This is a genomic window from Methyloceanibacter sp., assembly GCF_049590335.1.
Classification (GTDB): Bacteria; Pseudomonadota; Alphaproteobacteria; order Rhizobiales; family Methyloligellaceae; genus Methyloceanibacter.
Genome location: NZ_JBAWCQ010000063.1, coordinates 1 through 17809, shown reverse-complemented (window position 1 = coordinate 17809; position 17809 = coordinate 1). Strand labels below are relative to the sequence as shown.

Annotated in this window: 18 protein-coding genes; 12 read left to right on the top strand and 6 right to left on the bottom strand. The window is 62.5% G+C overall.

Features of this window, described 5'->3' with window-relative positions; all coding sequences use genetic code 11:
* From WBQ77_RS04950 to WBQ77_RS04940, 3 genes are all read right to left on the bottom strand, one after another.
* On the bottom strand, positions 1–910 hold a 910-nt coding region (locus WBQ77_RS04950), incomplete at its 3' end, for a D-2-hydroxyacid dehydrogenase (protein WP_424059176.1).
* A gap of 124 nt (positions 911–1034) precedes the next feature.
* Positions 1035–2246: an aminotransferase class V-fold PLP-dependent enzyme gene (locus tag WBQ77_RS04945; protein ID WP_424059175.1), complete on the bottom strand. Its 1212-nt coding sequence runs from the start codon at positions 2244–2246 to the stop codon at positions 1035–1037.
* Between the two features lie 129 nt (positions 2247–2375).
* The gene (locus WBQ77_RS04940) at positions 2376–4082 is read right to left on the bottom strand and encodes a formate--tetrahydrofolate ligase (RefSeq protein ID WP_424041661.1); all 1707 of its coding nucleotides are present in this window, start codon (positions 4080–4082) and stop codon (positions 2376–2378) included.
* A gap of 147 nt (positions 4083–4229) precedes the next feature.
* Between WBQ77_RS04940 and WBQ77_RS04935 the strand changes: the two genes are divergently transcribed.
* Positions 4230–5489 (top strand): glycerate kinase type-2 family protein, encoded by a 1260-nt coding sequence (locus tag WBQ77_RS04935; protein ID WP_424059173.1) that lies wholly within the window; start codon positions 4230–4232, stop codon positions 5487–5489.
* A gap of 12 nt (positions 5490–5501) precedes the next feature.
* Here WBQ77_RS04935 and WBQ77_RS04930 read toward each other — a convergent pair whose 3' ends face one another.
* Together WBQ77_RS04930 and WBQ77_RS04925 are read right to left on the bottom strand one after the other, a co-directional pair.
* A complete protein-coding gene (locus tag WBQ77_RS04930; protein WP_424041657.1) occupies positions 5502–5843 on the bottom strand; it encodes a TraR/DksA family transcriptional regulator in 342 nt (113 codons plus the stop codon).
* Entirely contained in the window at positions 5840–6574 is a 735-nt protein-coding gene (locus WBQ77_RS04925; protein WP_424041655.1) for a spermidine synthase, read from the bottom strand. Before WBQ77_RS04925 ends, WBQ77_RS04930 begins: the two co-directional genes overlap by 4 nt.
* 211 nt (positions 6575–6785) lie before the next feature.
* Here WBQ77_RS04925 and WBQ77_RS04920 point away from each other — a divergent pair, with 211 nt between their 5' ends.
* The 6 genes from WBQ77_RS04920 to WBQ77_RS04895 all read left to right on the top strand — a co-directional run bounded on the left by WBQ77_RS04920 (position 6786) and on the right by WBQ77_RS04895 (position 10365).
* On the top strand, positions 6786–6926 hold the full coding sequence (locus tag WBQ77_RS04920; RefSeq protein WP_424059171.1) for a hypothetical protein: 141 nt from the start codon (positions 6786–6788) through the stop codon (positions 6924–6926).
* Between the two features lie 86 nt (positions 6927–7012).
* Entirely contained in the window at positions 7013–7390 is a 378-nt protein-coding gene (locus WBQ77_RS04915) for a hypothetical protein (protein ID WP_424059170.1), read from the top strand.
* On the top strand, positions 7391–7636 hold the full coding sequence (locus tag WBQ77_RS04910; RefSeq protein ID WP_424041650.1) for a hypothetical protein: 246 nt from the start codon (positions 7391–7393) through the stop codon (positions 7634–7636).
* 56 nt (positions 7637–7692) lie between these two features.
* Positions 7693–8466 carry a TIGR01458 family HAD-type hydrolase gene (locus WBQ77_RS04905; RefSeq protein ID WP_424059168.1) on the top strand — a complete coding sequence of 258 codons (774 nt, stop codon included), beginning with the start codon at positions 7693–7695 and terminating at the stop codon, positions 8464–8466.
* A gap of 411 nt (positions 8467–8877) precedes the next feature.
* Entirely contained in the window at positions 8878–9876 is a 999-nt protein-coding gene (locus WBQ77_RS04900) for a D-alanyl-D-alanine carboxypeptidase family protein (protein ID WP_424041646.1), read from the top strand.
* A 12-nt stretch (positions 9877–9888) separates the two neighbouring features.
* On the top strand, positions 9889–10365 hold the full coding sequence (locus WBQ77_RS04895; RefSeq protein ID WP_424041644.1) for a hypothetical protein: 477 nt from the start codon (positions 9889–9891) through the stop codon (positions 10363–10365).
* Between the two features lie 36 nt (positions 10366–10401).
* Here WBQ77_RS04895 and WBQ77_RS04890 read toward each other — a convergent pair whose 3' ends face one another.
* Positions 10402–11094, bottom strand: coding sequence for a TlpA family protein disulfide reductase (locus WBQ77_RS04890; protein WP_424059166.1), 693 nt, complete (start codon positions 11092–11094; stop codon positions 10402–10404).
* A gap of 58 nt (positions 11095–11152) precedes the next feature.
* Between WBQ77_RS04890 and argH the strand changes: the two genes are divergently transcribed.
* The 5 genes from argH to WBQ77_RS04865 all read left to right on the top strand — a co-directional run.
* A complete protein-coding gene (gene argH / locus WBQ77_RS04885) occupies positions 11153–12550 on the top strand; it encodes an argininosuccinate lyase (RefSeq protein ID WP_424059164.1) in 1398 nt (465 codons plus the stop codon).
* 83 nt (positions 12551–12633) lie between these two features.
* Entirely contained in the window at positions 12634–12822 is a 189-nt protein-coding gene (gene lptM, locus WBQ77_RS04880) for an LPS translocon maturation chaperone LptM (protein ID WP_424043928.1), read from the top strand.
* 9 nt (positions 12823–12831) lie between these two features.
* On the top strand, positions 12832–14115 hold the full coding sequence (gene lysA, locus WBQ77_RS04875) for a diaminopimelate decarboxylase (protein ID WP_424043930.1): 1284 nt from the start codon (positions 12832–12834) through the stop codon (positions 14113–14115).
* A 101-nt stretch (positions 14116–14216) separates the two neighbouring features.
* Complete coding sequence (locus WBQ77_RS04870; protein WP_424059162.1) at positions 14217–16925, top strand: TIGR02302 family protein; 2709 nt, start codon at positions 14217–14219, stop codon at positions 16923–16925.
* A 141-nt stretch (positions 16926–17066) separates the two neighbouring features.
* A partial coding sequence (locus WBQ77_RS04865) for a DUF2333 family protein (protein ID WP_424059161.1) occupies positions 17067–17809 on the top strand: 743 nt, incomplete at its 3' end.

The window sequence follows — 17809 nt, the reverse complement described above, 5'->3', positions numbered from 1 at the left end:
CGAACGCGTCGATGTTGTCGATGAGTTGGTCTGCCAGGATCTGCATGGCCTCACGGCTCGCCCACGCCACGTGGGGCGTGACGATGAAGTTCGGCAGCTTGAGATCGAGCAGGACATTGCCTTCCTTCGGCGGCTCCGTCGTCAGCACGTCGAAGCCGGCGCCAGCGATCGTCCCGGCCTTAAGGGCCTCGGCGAGTGCCGCCTCGTCCACGAGACCGCCGCGCGCGGTGTTGATGAGGATCGCCGTGGGCTTCATCATCTTTAGTTCCTTCGTGCCGATCATGTTCGCCGTTTCAGGCGTCAGCGGGCAGTGAAGCGTGATGACGTCGCTTTCCTTGAGGACGGTTTCCAGGTCGACGAGCCCGTCCTGCGGGAACACGTCATATGGCAGGATCTTCATGCCGAGACATTCGGCCCGCTTGGCCACGGCCTTGCCGATGGCACCGTAGCCGATGACGCCCATGGTGGACCCGGCGATGTCACGGATCGGGTGATCGAAGAAACAGAACTGATCCACCTCGGCCCAGCGACCGTTCCGCGTATCCTCGATATAGGCTAGAAGATTGCGCCGCAACGCGAACATCAGCGCGATCACATGCTCAGGCACGGTATTGAACGCATAGCCGCGAATATTGACGACCGTGATGCCGTTAGCCTTGCAATAGGCCTTGTCGACAACGTCCGTGCCCGTCGCGGCCACCGCAATCAGCTTCAGCTTGGGAAGCTGCTTGAGCACTTCTTCGCGCATCGGCACCTTATTGATGATGGCGATGGTGGCGTCTTTCAGACGCTCGACGATGTCCTCGGGAGTCCAAGTCGACTGGTGCTCCGTGTAGTTATGCGGAAATTTGGCCTTGCGGACATCGGCTCCGACCGACTCGCGATCGAGAAAGACGATCTCGTGTTCCACTGAACCCCCTAGCTATCGGCGAGCAGTTATCGCCCGCGCCGTATAGACCTTACCGGACCGGAAATGCTCTTTGCCGGATAGTGTTTCGTTCTGACCTGGCACTCACTCCTAAGCGTCTGGCCCCTTACTCCGCGGCCAGGCGCTGTTCGGCGGCGCCGTTGGCGTTACGGAAATACTCCTGCGCTGCGGCCACGCCCGAACCGGGCTCGACCGGAATACCGACATCGCGCATCGACATCTCGGCTCCGGAGATGGCGCCGAGCAACATCAATTCGTTTAGATCGCCAAGGTGGCCGATGCGGAACAGCTTGCCTGCCACTTCCGAGAGACCCGCACCCAAGGCAAGATTATAGCGGCGATAGGCCCTCTCTATGACATCAGCGCCGCTGAACCCGTCGGGCACCATAATTGCGCTGACCGTGTCGGAATGCCATTTCGGCGCCTTGGCGCAGAGCAACAGACCCCAAGCATCGACGGCTGCCCGCGTACCGCTGGCAAGAGTGCGATGCCGGGCAAAAACGTTCTCGAGCCCTTCCTCTGACATCATCGCCAACGATTCCCGCAAGCCGTACAGAAGCGGCAGCGCGGGCGTATACGGGAAGTAGCCGCCCGCATTGGCGTTGAACTGGTCGGCGAGGTTGAAATAGGCGCGCGTGCACGTGGCATCATCCATCTGCGCCAAAGCCTTCGGGCTTGCGCAGACGATCCCGAGACCGGCCGGTAGCATCATGCCCTTCTGGGAGCCGGTGATCGCAAGATCGACGCCCCACTCGTCGAACCGGAAATCGATGCTGCCGATGGAACTGACGCCGTCGACGTAAAGCAGCGCCGGGTGGCCGGCCGCGTCCATCGCACGGCGCACCGCAGCTATATCAGACGTGACACCAGTGGCGGTCTCGTTATGGACCACCAGAATCCCTTTAATTTCGTGATTTTTGTCCGCCCGCAGCTCCTCTTCGATCCGATCCGGATCGGCGCCAGTGCCCCACTCTTCCTCCTGGACGATCACGTCGAGCCCGTGGCGGCGGGCGAGGTCGATCCACAGATGGCTGAATTGCCCGAAGCGCGGCGCGAGTAGCTTGTCGCCCGGCGCACGCGTATTGGTCAGGGCGGACTCCCAGGCGCCGGTACCGCTGGACGGGAAGATGACGACTTGGCCTTCCTTGGTCTGGAAGACCTTCTTCATCTCCTCAAAAAGCGGAATCGTCAGCTTCGGGAAGTCCGGGGACCGATGATCCTCCATCGGAATATGCATGGCTCGGAGTATCCGGTCCGGCACATTGGTTGGGCCCGGCACAAATAGAAAGTTACGGCCCGGCCGCCTGGCTCCAGCCATTGGTTTCCTCTCCAAGGTAATTATTGTTCGCCCAGCGCCCAACACGGGGCCAGACCCTACGACTTTCGTATGGTCGTAGCGCCCGCTCGCGCCCCTGGCAACCCTTTTGCTTCCCCGGAGAAGGCCCGGCTAGAACAATCCTGTAATCCGCCCCTCGCCGTCCAATTCGATATTGTTGGCGGCAGGAACCCGCGGCAAACCAGGCATTGTCATGATGTCTCCGCAGATCACCACCACGAACTCCGCACCGGCGGAAAGCCGCACTTCGCGGACCGGAATGGTGTGACCAAGCGGCACACCCTTGGCATCCGGATTGGTGGTGAAGCTGTACTGGGTCTTGGCCACGCAGATCGGGAGTTTGCCGAACCCATTCTTCTCCAGCTCCGCGAACTTGTCGCGCACAGTCTTGGACCCGGTGATGTCCTCCGCCCCATAGATCTCCTGGGCAATGGTCCGGGTCTTGTCCCAGAGCGACATGTCATCCGGGTAGAGCGGTTTGAAGTCCGACGGCTTGTTGTCGATGGTCTTGACCACGCACTCGGCCAGCTCCTCGGCGCCCTCGCCGCCAAGCGCCCAGTGATCGGACATCACGCATTCGGCGCTGGCCGTCGAGCAGAGACGCTTGAGGAGCGCGATCTCGTCGTCTGTGTCAAGCGAGAACCGGTTGACGGCCACGACCACCGGCACATTGAATTTGCGCACATTCTCGATATGCTTCTCGAGATTGGCGAAGCCCTTCTCCAGCGCCTCCAGATTCTCTTTCTTGAGATTGTCCTTGGCGACGCCGCCATGCATCTTGAGCGCCCGGATGGTAGCGACGATCACCACGCAATCAGGCCTGAGGCCCGCCTTGCGGCATTTAATATCGAAGAACTTCTCCGCGCCGAGATCGGCGCCGAACCCCGCCTCCGTTATAACATAATCGCCGAGCTTCAAGGCGGCCTTGGTTGCTATCACCGAGTTACAGCCATGGGCGATATTTGCGAACGGACCGCCATGGATGAAGGCCGGGTTGTTCTCGAGTGTCTGCACCATGTTGGGCGCCAGCGCATCCTTCAGAAGCGCCGCCATGGCACCGGCCGCCGAGATCTGATCGGCGGTGACGGCAGTCTTGTCCCGTGTCTGCCCGATCTGAATCTGCCCCAACCGCCGCTGGAGGTCGGCCCGGTCCTTAGCCAGGCAAAAGATCGCCATAACCTCGGACGCCACCACGATATCGAAGCCCGCCTCGCGGGGGAAGCCGTTGGTCACCCCGCCCAAAGACGTGACGATCGAGCGCAACGCACGGTCGTTCATGTCAACGCCACGGCGCCAGGTGACACGGCGGGCATCGATATCGAGCTTGTTGCCCCAATAGATATGGTTGTCGATCATCGCCGCTAGCAGGTTGTTGGCGGCCCCGATGGCATGGAAATCGCCGGTGAAATGAAGGTTGATGTCCTCCATCGGCACGACTTGCGCAAAGCCGCCGCCGGCCGCGCCGCCCTTCATGCCGAAACACGGGCCAAGGCTCGGCTCGCGCAAACACATGATCGCCTTCTTGCCGATCCGGTTGAGCGCATCGCCAAGGCCGACCGTGGTCGTGGTCTTGCCCTCGCCGGCGGGTGTCGGCGTGATCGCGGTGACCAGGATCAGCTTGCCGTCCGGCTTGTCCTTAAGGCCGTCGATGTAGTCGAGAGAGACCTTCGCCTTGTAGTGCCCGTAGGGGATTAGGTCTTCGGCCTCGATCCCAAGCTTGTCCTTGGCCACATCCAGGATCGGCCGCATCGTGGCGGACTGGCTGATCTCGATATCGGATTTTGGCTTCTTGTGTTGTTCGCTAGAGCCCACGGCCATGATCGTCTACTCCCAGCCTAATCTGTCGTTTGGAACATGCGAATTATCGCGAAACGGATCGGCACCGTATTCATTCGCTTGCCTTCTTGCAATCGTCTGTGCAGTTTCATCGACCAATAACAAACAGGAGGGAGCGGAGCGGATCAGATGTCCCCAGATGAGTTGCTGAAGGCCATGTTCAAGGCTGGTGTGGACGCCGCATTGCCGTCGCTCTGCGTGCCGCCCCACCTGCCGCCTCGCCCCAAAGGGCGAACCGTCATTATCGGCGCGGGCAAAGCGTCCGGCGCCATGGCGAAGGCGCTGGAAGATGCTTGGGACGGCCCGCTCGATGGAATCGTCGTGACGCGCTACGGCTATCGGCTGCCAACGGAGCGTCTAGAAGTCGTCGAGGCCGCCCATCCTGTGCCGGACGCTGCCGGACGCGAAGCCGCGCAACGCATCTTTAAGGCCGTACAAGGCCTGACCGAGGACGATCTCGTTCTCGCGCTGATCTCGGGCGGCGGCTCTGCCTTGCTGGCGGCGCCCGCCGAGGGGATCTCGCTCGAAGATAAGCAGGTGGTTAACAAGGCGCTGCTGGCGAGCGGCGCGACCATCTCCGAAATGAACACGGTGCGGAAGCATCTGTCGGCCATCAAGGGTGGACGGCTGGCCCGCGCCGCCTATCCCGCGAAGGTCGTGGCGCTGATGATCTCGGACGTGCCCGGCGACGACGCCTCGATCATCGCCTCCGGTCCGACCGTGCCCGACCCGTCCACCAACGCGGACGCAATCGCTATCGTCGAGAAATACGGCATCGATTTGCCTCTGTCCGTGCGGCAGGTGCTCGAGACGATCGAGGAAACGCCCAAGGCGGGCGACAAATGCTTCGACAAGGTCGAGAACGTCATGATCGCCACGCCGCAGGCTTCGCTGGAAGCCGCGGCCGATGTCGCGCGCGCTGCGGGCGTGACTCCCGTCATTCTTGGCGACAGCATCGAGGGTGAGTCGCGCGACGTCGGGCTCGTCCATGTGGGCATTGCGCGTCAATGCGCCATGCGCGGTCAGCCGATGGAGCCGCCTTGCGTTCTCATCTCGGGCGGCGAGACCACGATCACGCTGAAGGGCAAGGGCAAGGGCGGTCCCAATACGGAGTTTCTGCTGGCGATGGCGATCGCGCTGGACGGCATGGAGAACATCTATGCGCTTGCCGGCGACACCGACGGCGTGGACGGCTCCGAAGACAATGCGGGCGCGCTGATCTACCCCAACACGCTCCAACGCGCAGAGGCCGCAGGTATCAACGCCAAAGCCATGCTCGCCAACAACGATCCGTACACATTCTTCAAGGGTATCGGCGATCTACTCGAGACCGGCCCGACCATGACGAATGTCAACGATCTGCGGCTGGTCTACATCGAAAAACGCTGACACAGGTCAGCTTCAAGACGCGCAACGGATGCAGCTAACGACGGTGGCGTCGACCGCCAGCCGCTTCTGGGCAATCTCCTCGCCGCAAGCGATGCAATAGCCGTACTCGCCCGCGTCGATGCGCTTAATGGCGGCCTCGACGCGGCGCGCCTCGTCGTGACGCCGCCGTTCGGAGGCCACGGCCATGGCCTGAACCTGCATCGCATCCATCCTTGAGACCCGGCCCACGGAGGTCTGGTCGAGCTCGACGGGACGGCGATTGTCGGCCGTAGTCTGGCTCGCGTCCCGGAGGCTTTGCAGCCGCTCCACCAGCTGCGCCCGCAGCGCGCCTAAGTCCGTCTGCGCCTCGCTCATGACGTCGCGCCCCGTTGGACCCTTGCGAGATAGACCGTCTGGGTGAAGGGCCGGTCCTGCAACGGATTGTGAAACGTCACGGGCTCGGCGCGCACGTCGGTGAAGACGCGAGACAAACGCGTCACGAAGGCCTCGTCCGGGGAAGCGTCTGACCACAAGCCGAATACGCCGCCGGGTCGGAGATGCCGGGTGAGCCGGCGCAATCCGTCGAGCTGATAGAACGAGCCGTTGCGGTCGTCCAGCAACGCGTCGGGCGAATGATCGATGTCAACTAGGATAGCGTCGAACAACCGCCCCGGTGCGTCCGGATCGAACCCTTCCTGCGAGGCTGCCTTGGCGAAAAAGTCGCCCTGGACCAGATGGCAGCGCGGGTCTTTTGCCAGTGCGGCTCCGAGCGGCAGCAATCCCGTCTCGTGCCACTCGATGACGGGCGCGAGCGCTTCAACGACAATCAGCGACGCGCCCGCCGCGCACTCTAAAACAGCATGCGCCGTATATCCGAGACCAAGACCGCCAACGACAATATCCGGCGTGACCGGATCGTCGAGCGCGGCAAGCCCCAGCCGCGCCAACGCGATTTCGGACGCGGTGAACAGGCTCGTCATCAAGGACTCGTCGCCAAGCCTGATCTCGAACACATCCACATCGAGCTTGAGGTCCCGGCGGCGGCGCAGGCTCACGGCACCGATCGGGGTCGGGCAATAGTCGAGCTCTTCGAATAGGGCGCTCATGGAGGGCGGAGGCCTAGATCAAGGGTTTGCGGAACGAGCCATAGAGTACGGGGATTGGACCTAAGGAGATAGAGGCGCCCGAGGCCTGCGGCCCGACGCCGTGCAGCAGTTTTTTGCCGGGAGATGTTCGGCACGCTTATCGAACCGCAATGATGCGCCTGTATGATGGTCCCGTCGTCCGATGTGTCCCGGTCCCGATCAAAAGCCTGTCATGGAAAACCGAGATGTCCTCGCCGATCTCGATCAGCGTTTCGTCGATATTTACTTGGCCACGCGCGCCAAAGTGGTCGAGCGACCGAAGGAGATCGCACTCGTCGTTATCTTGAATGACGATCTCATGTTCTGTCGCTAGCATTGCGCTATGGAGCGCTTCACGGGCCAGCAGCCGCCGCTCTACGACAAGATGAAGACGGTCGGGCACATGTCTCTTGGCGTCTATTGCCTCCTACAGGAGCAGACCGGGCGCCCGCTCGGGAAGCGCGCCCCGCGCCGCTGACGGACTATCGCGACGCCATCAAGGTAGCCGCGCCGGTGCTCGATACGACAGAGCAAGCCAAGGCAGGGATTCTGCCGGGGCCCTCCCCGAACCTTGATATGGCGACCGCGTTTCTCGATGCGGTCATTGCCGACGAGACCGTCTCAAATGAGACGCTCGCGGCTTTCGCCGCATTGGCGAATCCGCATATCGGACCGCTCCTGGCGGGCGTTGCTCATGCGCAGCTCGATGCCTGCGACGCCATCATGAGGCAAATTAGGCAAACCCAGCTAACTGAGGAGGAGTGGGCGAGCCCGCGCGTGCTCGTTCTCTTCCCCTAAATGGCGCGGCAAGGACAGATCTTCCTCCAATACTTCGCCGAACTGCTGGACACCCCGCCCCAGGGCACCCGGCGTGTCGTCTATTTCGACGGCGAGGATCTGGGCGAGGCCTTGGAACGGCTCGGCACGATGATGCTGGACGCCGAGGCCTCGCGCGCCATTTTCGACGGGCACAGCCGGCTTCATCGCGACGTACTGGCCGACGCCACCCCGGGTTACCTTAAGAAGCTGACTGGCACGGTTTAGGAGTCCGCGACCCTTGCACGCTTGATCGGGGCCGGTGACCGCGCAACCCTACGGCTATGATACGCGGCATACTTCTCGATCTGGCAGGCGTTGTTTACGAGGGGGACCATGTCCTGCCCAATGCGCTGGAGGCCGTGCGACAGCTTCATAGCACCGGTCTGCCGATCCGCTTCGTGACCAACACCACGACCAAGACCAAAAAGGCGTTACTCGCCCGGCTGACGGGACTGGGGCTTGAGATCACCAGTGACGAGCTCTTCACGCCCGGGCAGGCAGCACGGGCTTGGCTCAAACAGCACAATGCCTCACCGCTTCTGCTGGTCCATCCCAACCTGAAGGCGGAGTTCTCAAGTCTCCCTGATCGCAAGAAGCGCGCGGTCATCGTCGGCGATGCGGGCGAAGCCTTCACCTATTGGACCCTGAACCATGCATTCCGTGCACTGATCGATGGCGCCGCGTTTCTCGCGCTCGCAAAGAACCGCACCTTCATGGACGACGACGGAAAGTTGAGCCTCGATGCGGGCGCCTTCGTTTCAGCATTGGAATACTCAAGCGGGAAGCAGGCTATTGTCCTCGGCAAACCCTCGCCCGATTTCTTCCATGCCGCGCTCGCCAGTATGGGGTGCGCACCGGAGGACGCCGTGATGGTGGGGGACGATGCGGAGTGCGATGTCGCAGGCGCTCTTCTGGCCGGTCTTTCGCGGGCCGTTCTGGTGCGCACAGGAAAGTACCGCGATGGCGACGAGCGGCGGGTCGAAGCGCCGCCGACGGCAGTCGTCAAGGACCTCCCGGCCGCCGCCGCATGGATCCTCGGCCACCGCGATGGCTAGCGTTACACAGCTGGGGCCATAGTCAGCCGCGGATCCTGCTGCCACGCAGACAAAATCTGAGCCCCCGTATATTTTGAGACTTCTAATTCAAGGGAAGTGTTCTCTGTCTTCCGGCTAGGACTTCACCAGCCCGATCATTGGGATGGCCCGCTTTCCGGCTGAAAACGGCCTGAATCATTGACCCTCCGGGTTGCGAAACCGTCTCGGCGCGTTAGTGTGGCGCCGAGCGCTGCGGTGCATCGAGTCGGGAACGCCGTGGGGAGCGTCCGTCACGGAAGAGTCGAATTTGCATGTGAAATAGGGCGGATGGCGCGTAGTGGGCATCGGAAATTGCAGTGCGGTGCCCGCAAGATAGACCGGACGTCACGCGATAGACGTGAGCGCCACAAGGATCGAAGGGGAACGATGTTTATGCTGAGGCGTGCCTTTCTTGGCCTTTTCGCCGCATTCGCCCTTTTGGCACCGACGGCCGCCAATGCCAGCCCCGCTCTCGTCTTCGAACCCTATAACGGCACCGTCTTCTACGCCGAGGATCCAGATACACTCTGGTTCCCCGCCTCGCTCACAAAAATGATGACCGCCTATGTCGCCTTTCACGCACTCCGAAATGGCGAGGTCAAACCCGACACCCCAGCGATCGTCACTAAGAATGCGCTCGCCGAGCCGCCCACCAAGCTCGGACTGCCCGTCGGCACGTCGATCCCGCTTGAAACGGCGATCCGAGTGATCATCGTCAAGTCCGCCAATGACGTGGCGGTCATGGTCGCCGAAACCGTCGGCGGCTCTGAAGAAGCCTTCATCGATCGCATGAACGAGGCGGCGAAGCGGCTCGGCATGACGAGCACCCAATTCGCGAACCCGCACGGTCTTCCCAACGAGCAGCAATATACGACCGCGCGCGATCTGGCGCGCCTTGCCCGCGCGCTCATCATCGAGTTCCCCGAATATGCCGACATCTTCAAGATGAAGTCGGTCGCCGTCGGCAAGCGGCAGCTTCGGACCCACAACGGCCTCCTCCGCACCTTCAACGGCGCCGACGGCATGAAGACCGGATTCATTTGCGATTCAGGTTTCAACATCGTCGTCAGCGCCACCCGGGACGGACGCAAGCTCGTGGCCGTCGTGCTTGGAGAGCCCTCGACCCGCGTACGCAACGCGCGCGCCGCCCAGCTGCTTGAGAACGGCTTCAAACGCTATTTCTGGAAGTCGCTCTTTGGCACGAGCCTGAACGGTCTTGCGCAGCCGGCAGACCGGGCGGACAAACCTGCGCATTTGCGCGCCGTCATTTGCGGCCCGCGACCGAAGAGAAAGAAGACGCGCCGCTCCGACGTAACGCCCGATCTCTTCCGTCTTGAGACCCCGGTCACCGAACTTGCCGATCTTCCCGCGCTTTCGCCAGCGATAAACTGACCCCGGCGCACCGTGACACACCGCCTCCTTCGCCGCGCCACGCTGGTTCTCGCGGCGGCCGCCATGACCTCGACCGTCGCAGCTCACGCGGAGGACTCGCCCGAAGAGATGGCGGAGACGGTCGCCGAAGCTGCGGATCGCTGCCGGAAAATGGGTGGCACCCCGGAAACCGCCAAGATTCTGCGAAGCGACGATTTGAACCGCGACGGCCGCCCCGATTGGATTGCCGATTACAGCAAGCTCGTATGCAAGAATGGGGGCAACCCAGCCTGCAATCCGAATGGATGCCTGATGCAGCTCTACTATTGGAGCGGCGACGACTGGGATAAGGTCTTCGAGGACTTCGTGAAAGGCTACAAATTTTCAACCAGCGGCCCGTCGCGCTTGATGCATGTCACGACCTACGGCGCGCCCTGCAACAGGCCTGCGAACGAAACCTGCAACTACACCTATCGGCTGGACAAAGAAGCCCTCACGCCCATGCGCTAGACCGCACCTCGAGTGTAGAGGCCGGACGCAAGGCCATCACTTCGCGCTGCGCTCGGAGGCGCCGATCGCCGCTTGAATGAGCGCCTTGGCTTCCGGCGCGGCCCAGTTGGCGGGGCCCACGAGGCGGCCCATCTCCTTGCCCTCCGGGTCAAGCAGCAGGGTGGTCGGCATGCCGACGGCTTTGAGCTTGGCAAACAGCTTTCCGGTTGGGTCGTAATAGGGCTTGAGGTCGCTCGCACCCGTCTCAGCCAGGAACTTTTTCGCCTTCTCGGCCCCGCTCTTGTCGATATTGATCGCCACCACCTCGAAGGTGTCGCCGCCAAGCTCGGATTGCAGCGCGTTCAGCTGTGGCATCTCCTCCCGGCAGGGGACGCACCACGTCGCCCAGATATTCAGGAGCACCACCTTGCCTTTCAGATCGGCGGATGTCTGCTTGCGGCCGCCGGGCCCTTCGAAGGCGAAATCGGGCAGATCGAGCGGCACGGACCGCACCACGAACGCAGTCATCGCGCCCGAATTGAGTCCTTTAAGCGAACCTGCGCCCTTGCTCCCAGCCCCACCGGGGGTAGGCTCTGCAGCGGAGCCTGCGCCGTCAGGCGCGTCCCAACGATTGTCAGACGGGGTGGAAAGCCAATATACCGTGCCAAACCCAGCAAGAAGTGCGACCGCGATCACGATCGCATATGTGGCCGGGGTCGTCGTGGACTTGCGTTTCTTGGAATCGCTCACGTCGCTCTCATTAAACTCGAGCTCTTGGGAGCTCTCCTAAGCTTCAGACCGGACCATTATGACCAACACAATGTGGGGCGGCCGCTTCGCCTCTAGCCCCTCCGACATTATGGAGGACATTAATGCCTCCATCGATTTCGACAAGCGGCTCTGGCGGCATGATATCGAAGCCTCGAAAGCGCATGTCGCCATGCTTGAGGCTACAGGTATCCTTGCGCCTGAAGAGACCGCCAAGATTGCCGAGGGTCTCGACGAAATCCTGGCCGAGATCGAGGCTGGAGACTTCAAATTCTCGCGAGCGTTGGAAGACATACATCTCAATATCGAAAACCGTCTGAAGGAGATTATCGGCCCGGTGGCCGGCAAGCTCCACACGGCCCGGTCCCGCAACGACCAGGTGGCCACAGACTTCAAGCTCTACGTGCGCGATGAGATCGGCCTTATCGAGGCGGGCCTCGCGCAGCTTCAGCTTGCGCTTTCGACGCGCGCCTTCGAAGAGGCGGCGACGGTCATGCCGGGCTTCACCCATCTGCAGACCGCCCAACCTGTCACCTTCGGCCATCATTGCCTGGCCTATGTGGAGATGTTTGCCCGGGACCGGGGACGGTTCGCAGATGCCGCCAAGCGTCTCAACGAATGCCCGCTGGGCTCGGCGGCGCTGGCCGGCACCAGCTTCCCCATCGACCGGCATCACACGGCCAGGGCGCTCCACTTCGATCGACCGACCGCGAACTCCCTCGATTCGGTCTCGGATAGGGACTTTGCGCTCGAAACGCTGGCGGCGGCCTCAATCACTGCGATCCATCTGTCGCGGCTGGCGGAGGAGATCGTGCTGTGGACGTCGCCTCAGTTCGGCTTTGCCCGGCTGTCGGATTCTTTCTCGACCGGGTCCTCGATCATGCCGCAAAAGCGGAACCCCGACGCGGCCGAGCTTGTGCGCGCCAAGACAGGCCGCATCGCGGGCGCGTTCCAGGCCTTGCTGATGGTCATGAAGGGGCTGCCGCTGGCCTATGCCAAGGACATGCAAGAAGACAAGGAGCCCGTCTTCGATGCTCTCGACGCCCTGAAACTGGGGATTTCGGCCCTTGCCGGCATGATTTCGGATCTCCTTATTGACGCCAAGGCCATGAAGAAAGCGGCGGGTAGCGAGTACTCGACCGCGACGGATCTTGCCGATTGGCTGGTGCAGACCCTCGACATTCCCTTTCGGGAAGCGCACCATGTCACCGGGAGCATTGTCGCGCTTGCGGAGAAAAAAGGGAAAGACCTCAATAGGTTGCAGCTTTCTGACCTGCAGAGCGCCGAGCCTCGGATCACCGAGGAAGTGCTTGACGTTTTGGACCCGGCCCGGTCAGCGAAAAGCCGCAGAAGCCTCGGCGGCACCGCCCCGTCAAACGTCCGGCGCGAGGCCAAACGCTGGATAAAGCGTTTGGAGAAGGACGGCGTCTCGCGATAAAACAATGTAAGGAAAGGCGCGTAAGAAGCCTTTCGACGACGGGACATCGCAAGACAGGGTCAGACCCTAAAGGGATTGTATCGATGGGAAGCGCGGCGCGCATTCTCTTATCATTGGCGCTTGTTCTTGCCGTTGGCCTTTCGGCCTGCGGGCGTCGCGGCTCGCTCGACCGGCCGGAGGCCAGTTATCCGGAGGTGGCGGCTGACCCATCCACCAAGCAGTCGAAATCCCCGGATCGCCGCATCCCGATCCTCGACGATATCATTCACTAACGTCACCCCATGCACCATTTCGCCTACCGGCGTGGCGTGTCTGAGGCCAACGTACTCCATGCCGAGGACATTGACCTTGGCGCGCTAGCCGCAGATGTCGGGACGCCCTTCTATTGCTATTCCACCGCAACGTTCGAGCGGCATATCGGCGTCTTCGCTGAGGCCTTCGCCGCGCGCCCGGATACGCTCGTCTGCTATGCCATCAAGGCCAACTCCAATCTGGGCGTGCTGGCGACCCTGGCCAAGCACGGCGCCGGCATGGACGTCGTCTCCGAAGGCGAGCTCCGCCGCGCGCTAGCCGTTGGCGTGCCCGGCGAGCGCGTGGTCTTTTCCGGCGTCGGCAAGGCCAAGGCCGAGATGGCCTTCGCGCTGGATGCCGGCATTTTCGCATTCAACGTCGAGTCCGAACCCGAATTGCACGCGCTGAGCCAAGTCGCCGCCGCGAAGGGCATGACGGCCCGCATCGCCTTCCGCGTGAACCCCGATGTGGACGCTGGCACACATCACAAGATTTCGACCGGCAAGGCGGAGAACAAGTTCGGCATTCCCTTCGAGGCCGCACCCTCGCTCTACCGGCAGGCCACGCAGCTTCCGGGCATCCAGCCAGCCGGCATCCATATGCATATCGGCAGCCAGATTACGGACCTGGCGCCGTTTGCCAACGCCTTCGCGCTTCTCAAGGAGTTGGTGGCGACTTTGCGCGCTGAAGGCCTCGGCATTGAGTTCCTCAATCTCGGCGGGGGGCTCGGCATCCCGTACCGGCACGACGAACCGGCGCCGCCGCTGCCGACCGACTATGCCCGGCTCGTAAACGAGGCCATGGGCGATCTGGACGTGCGGCTTCTGTTCGAGCCCGGACGTATGATCGCCGGCAACGCCGGAATCCTCGTGTCGCGGGTGCTGTACGTAAAGACCGGGCCGGAAAAGACCTTCACCATCGTGGATGCAGCCATGAACGATTTGATCCGACCGACGCTCTACGAGGCCTATCACCGGATTCTTCCCGTCGTCGAACCCAGCCCAGACTCCGAACCGCGTATTACCGACGTGGTGGGACCCGTGTGCGAGACCGGTGATTACCTCGCTCTCGCGCGGCCCCTGCCGGCGCTCTACCCGGGCGACCTCATCGCCGTCATGACGGCGGGCGCGTACGGCGCGGTTCAGGCCTCGCAATACAACAGCCGTCTGCTGGTGCCCGAAGTACTGGTTTCGGGCGCGGACTATTGCGTGACGCGTCCACGGAGCACCTACGAAGACCTGCTCGGCGCCGAACGCCTCCCCGATTGGCTCTGAGGTCCTTCACCGGCATTGCCGCGATTTCGCCCGTTTGCCCGCAGAATGTTACAGGGATGTAACCTGGGCTCCGCGCCCGTCTATGTTAGATGTCCGAGATCATGGCGAGACCGTCCCGCTCGAGAGATGCTGCAAAACCCGCCCCCACACCGGATACGCTGAAGCGCCGCTTCGAGCGCCGGGTCGGGCTGAGCTGGCTTGCGCTCATGGCCGAACGCGCGTTCGAAGCGCTGCTTTGGCCCTTCGTAGTGCTCTGCGCCTTCCTGGTCTTCACACTGCTGGGCGGCTGGAGCCTGCTTCCTGCACTCGCCCATCGCATCCTGCTCGGCGTCTTTCTCATCGCGTTCCTGATCGCGCTGGTGCCGCTCTGGCGCATCGCCGTTCCGACGCGCAACGAAGCACTGCGGCGACTTGAGCGTGATTCGGGTATCGAGCACCGGCCCGCCTCGTCTTACGAGGACACGCTTGAGGCCACGCCCGGCACCGCGCCCGCTCAGCTTTGGGCCCTGCACCGGAAACGCCTCGCCCGGCTGGTCGCCCGGCTCAAGCCCTCATGGCCCAAGCCGCGCGCCGACCGCGACGATCCCTACGCAATCCGCGCCGCCCTGGTCCTCGCGCTGGTTGCCGCGTTTTTCGCCGCCGGTAGCGATGCGGGCTCGCGTCTCAAATCCGCGTTCTTGCCGGCCGCGTCCGCTTCGACGCAGCTGGTGCGGCTTGATGCGTGGATCACGCCGCCTGTCTATACGGGCATGGCGCCTGTCGTCTTGGCCGACGGAACCGAAAAGGTCGGCCGAGGGTCGGAGACCTTTCGGGCCCTGTCCGTACCTGTCCGAAGTCAGCTGATCGTCCGCGTCCATGCGCCCGACGGCGAGCGCGTGACCCTGACGCTCGCCGACGAGAGCGGGAAGACCAGAACGATCGAACCCAAGGACGGCGCCGCGACGGGCCTTATGGAATTCAATGCCGGGCTTATGAAACCGGCCACCGCGGATTTGCGCGTCGGCAGATCGACGGTCACCCAGTGGCAGCTCTCGATGATCGAGGACGCAGCGCCCCGGATCAGCCTCCGCAACGCGCCTACGGCCATGCCGCGCGGGGCCTTGCGCGTGGAATACAGTGCCCTTGACGATTATGGCGTCGCCAGCGCCGAGGCCCGGTTCACACTGGCCGACGGTCAGATGCCCGAAGCGTCGAACGGTATTGCCGTCGAAGAAGAGGCAGACCTCGCTGAGGTCGAGTCCCTGTTCGGGCCGCCCACCATCACGCTGCAGCTTCCGCGCGCCAACGCCAAAAAGGTCGAAGGCCGGGCGACCCAAGATCTGACTGCCCATCCTTGGGCGGGCCTCAATGTCGTCATGACGCTTGCCGCACGCGACCAGGCCGACCAGGTCGGCACCAGCGAGCCCTATCCGCTTACGATGCCGGCCCGCCGTTTCACCAAGCCTCTGGCAAAGGCCGTAGTCGAGCAGCGCCAGACCTTGGTGCTCGATCCCAATCAACTGCCCCGCGTTGCCCGCGCGTTGGACGCACTGACCATTGGCGACGAAAAGGCGATCAAGGATCGGGTGGTTTATCTGTCGCTACGCAACGCCTATTGGCGTCTCAAAAACGACCGCTCGCGCGACTCGGTTAAAACCGTCGTGGAGCAGCTTTGGTCCACCGCTTTGCGGATTGAGGAAGGCGACTTGCCCAAGGCAGAGCGGGACCTGAGGACCGCGCAAGACGCGCTGATGAAGGCGCTGCGGGAGAACGCGCCGGCCGAGGAAATCAAGCAACGCATCGAAGAGCTGCGCGCGGCGCTGTCCCGCTACATGCAGGCCCTCGCGGCGCAGCAGAAAGACCAGGGCGAGATGGCCGGCCAGAGCCCGCAAGAGCGCGACGACATGGTCTCCGAGCAGGATCTCGACAAGATGCTCGAGAGCATCAAGGACCTTGCCGAGTCCGGGTCTAAGGACATGGCCGAGAAGATGCTGTCGGAGCTGAACGACATTCTCGACCGGTTGCAGGCCGACAATCTTCCGCGCAACGAACAGCAGCAGAAGGCGCAGGAAATGATGCGGGACCTCGACGAGGTCGCGTCCGATCAACAGGAGCTGCTGGACGACACCTTCTCCGAGAAGCGCAAGCAGCGTCAAGGCCAAGGCCAGAGCCGCAGCCAGAGCCAGGAATTCGATGTCAGCCCGCCCGGATCCCCCATGGGATTCGGCAACGCCATGTCGCCCCTCACGGATCAGATGCCCCAAGGCGGGCAGTCTGGCGCACGCGCGCAAGGCCAATCCGGACGGCAAGGCGATGCGCCCGGCGGTGGAGAACAGCAGCTTGGTCAACAACAGCAGCAAGGGTCGCAAGGCAGCCTGCAGGAACGCCAACAGGCGTTGCGCGAGAAGCTGCAACAGCTGATGGAACGCATGCGCCAGGCAGGCGGCGAACCGCCCGATCAATTCGAGGGCGCGCAGGAGGCCATGGGTGAGGCCGAGCAGGCCATTGGCGAGAAGAACTACGACCGCGCAGCGCAGAACCAGAGTCTGGCGCTCGACAGGATGCGCGAGGGCACCGAGTCCATGGCGCAGCAGATGATGGCGGAAGGCGAGATGGAGGGCGGTCAGGGGCCCGGCTCGAACGGCCGCGACCCGCTGGGACGGCCGGACCGCTCCAACCGTCCGGACCTTGGTCTGTCGGTTCAGGTTCCCGATGAGATCGACATCCAAAAGGCGCGGCAGGTCTTGGACGAGCTGCGCCGGCGCATCGGCGACCCCTCGCGGTCTACCCTCGAGCTCGATTACCTGGAGCGGCTCATTCGCTCCTTCTGAGGCTCAAGCACGCGGCGCGCGCAACGCGGTCTCATAGCCCTTTGGCGTCCCCCAAATTTTTGAGCCCGGCGTCAGAAAAGTGACATCCCGCGCCCTATATGTCGGAACAACATTCTTCTCGTGTCAGGAGACGGCCGGACCATGCTGCAGTCCATTCTCAATACCATCGCGAAGCCTTTCGTTTGGCTCGGCGGCTTTTTCGCCCGCCTCGGCGCCATTTTGAGGGTGGTTATCGGCGTCATCCTCGCCGTCCTTCTCGTCCTTTACGGTATCTTTTTCTGGAACACGCAGGTCTGGAACGCCTTCAGTCCGGATTACGCAGACGCCTATAACCTGGCCACGAAGGAGGCCGGCCACGTTTCTGAACCCAGCGGCGGCATCGTCAGCGACAATACAACTGAGACGGACACGCAAGGCGAAAGCGCTGAGAAGAAGAGCTGTCGACGCTCGATGATTGTTGAGGCCTCGGCTAACTTGGTGGACTTCAACGTTAATCAGAACGCCTGGATTTCGTCCATGATACTCTACAAGCTCGGCCTGTTCGGGGTTCCTTGGGATGCAACGCCGTTTTTCGACAACAAGGCGGTGTTCCAGCGGGGTATCCATCAAGCCGTGCAGCGCACCGCTGTGGAGCTCGTGGATTCCTTGGGCCGGGTTCGGGGAACGTCTGAGCCCGATAAGGATCTGCAGACGGCGCGCAGCGACCTCCAGTACAACGAATTCTATTGGTACTGGTCGTTCAGCCCCTTCGGTCCCAAGACGACGTCGCCCGCCATCTATCGCACGGCGATCAAGAACCTAGAAAAATACAATGACCGTCTCGAGAGCTGCGATGCGCTGTTCGATGCGCGCGCCGACAATCTGCTTGCGTTCCTAGACCGCAT

Bases quoted from the DNA above. Each gene is read 5' to 3' on its own strand.
- WBQ77_RS04945 (WP_424059175.1), bottom strand. From the start codon at position 2,246: ATGGCTGGAGCCAGGCGGCCGGGCCGTAACTTTCTATTTGTGCCGGGC.
- WBQ77_RS04940 (WP_424041661.1), bottom strand. From the start codon at position 4,082: ATGGCCGTGGGCTCTAGCGAACAACACAAGAAGCCAAAATCCGATATC.
- WBQ77_RS04935 (WP_424059173.1), top strand. From the start codon at position 4,230: ATGTCCCCAGATGAGTTGCTGAAGGCCATGTTCAAGGCTGGTGTGGAC.
- WBQ77_RS04930 (WP_424041657.1), bottom strand. From the start codon at position 5,843: ATGAGCGAGGCGCAGACGGACTTAGGCGCGCTGCGGGCGCAGCTGGTG.
- WBQ77_RS04925 (WP_424041655.1), bottom strand. From the start codon at position 6,574: ATGAGCGCCCTATTCGAAGAGCTCGACTATTGCCCGACCCCGATCGGT.
- WBQ77_RS04920 (WP_424059171.1), top strand. From the start codon at position 6,786: ATGGAAAACCGAGATGTCCTCGCCGATCTCGATCAGCGTTTCGTCGAT.
- WBQ77_RS04910 (WP_424041650.1), top strand. From the start codon at position 7,391: ATGGCGCGGCAAGGACAGATCTTCCTCCAATACTTCGCCGAACTGCTG.
- WBQ77_RS04905 (WP_424059168.1), top strand. From the start codon at position 7,693: ATGATACGCGGCATACTTCTCGATCTGGCAGGCGTTGTTTACGAGGGG.
- WBQ77_RS04900 (WP_424041646.1), top strand. From the start codon at position 8,878: ATGCTGAGGCGTGCCTTTCTTGGCCTTTTCGCCGCATTCGCCCTTTTG.
- argH (WP_424059164.1), top strand. From the start codon at position 11,153: ATGACCAACACAATGTGGGGCGGCCGCTTCGCCTCTAGCCCCTCCGAC.
- lptM (WP_424043928.1), top strand. From the start codon at position 12,634: ATGGGAAGCGCGGCGCGCATTCTCTTATCATTGGCGCTTGTTCTTGCC.
- lysA (WP_424043930.1), top strand. From the start codon at position 12,832: ATGCACCATTTCGCCTACCGGCGTGGCGTGTCTGAGGCCAACGTACTC.
- WBQ77_RS04870 (WP_424059162.1), top strand. From the start codon at position 14,217: ATGGCGAGACCGTCCCGCTCGAGAGATGCTGCAAAACCCGCCCCCACA.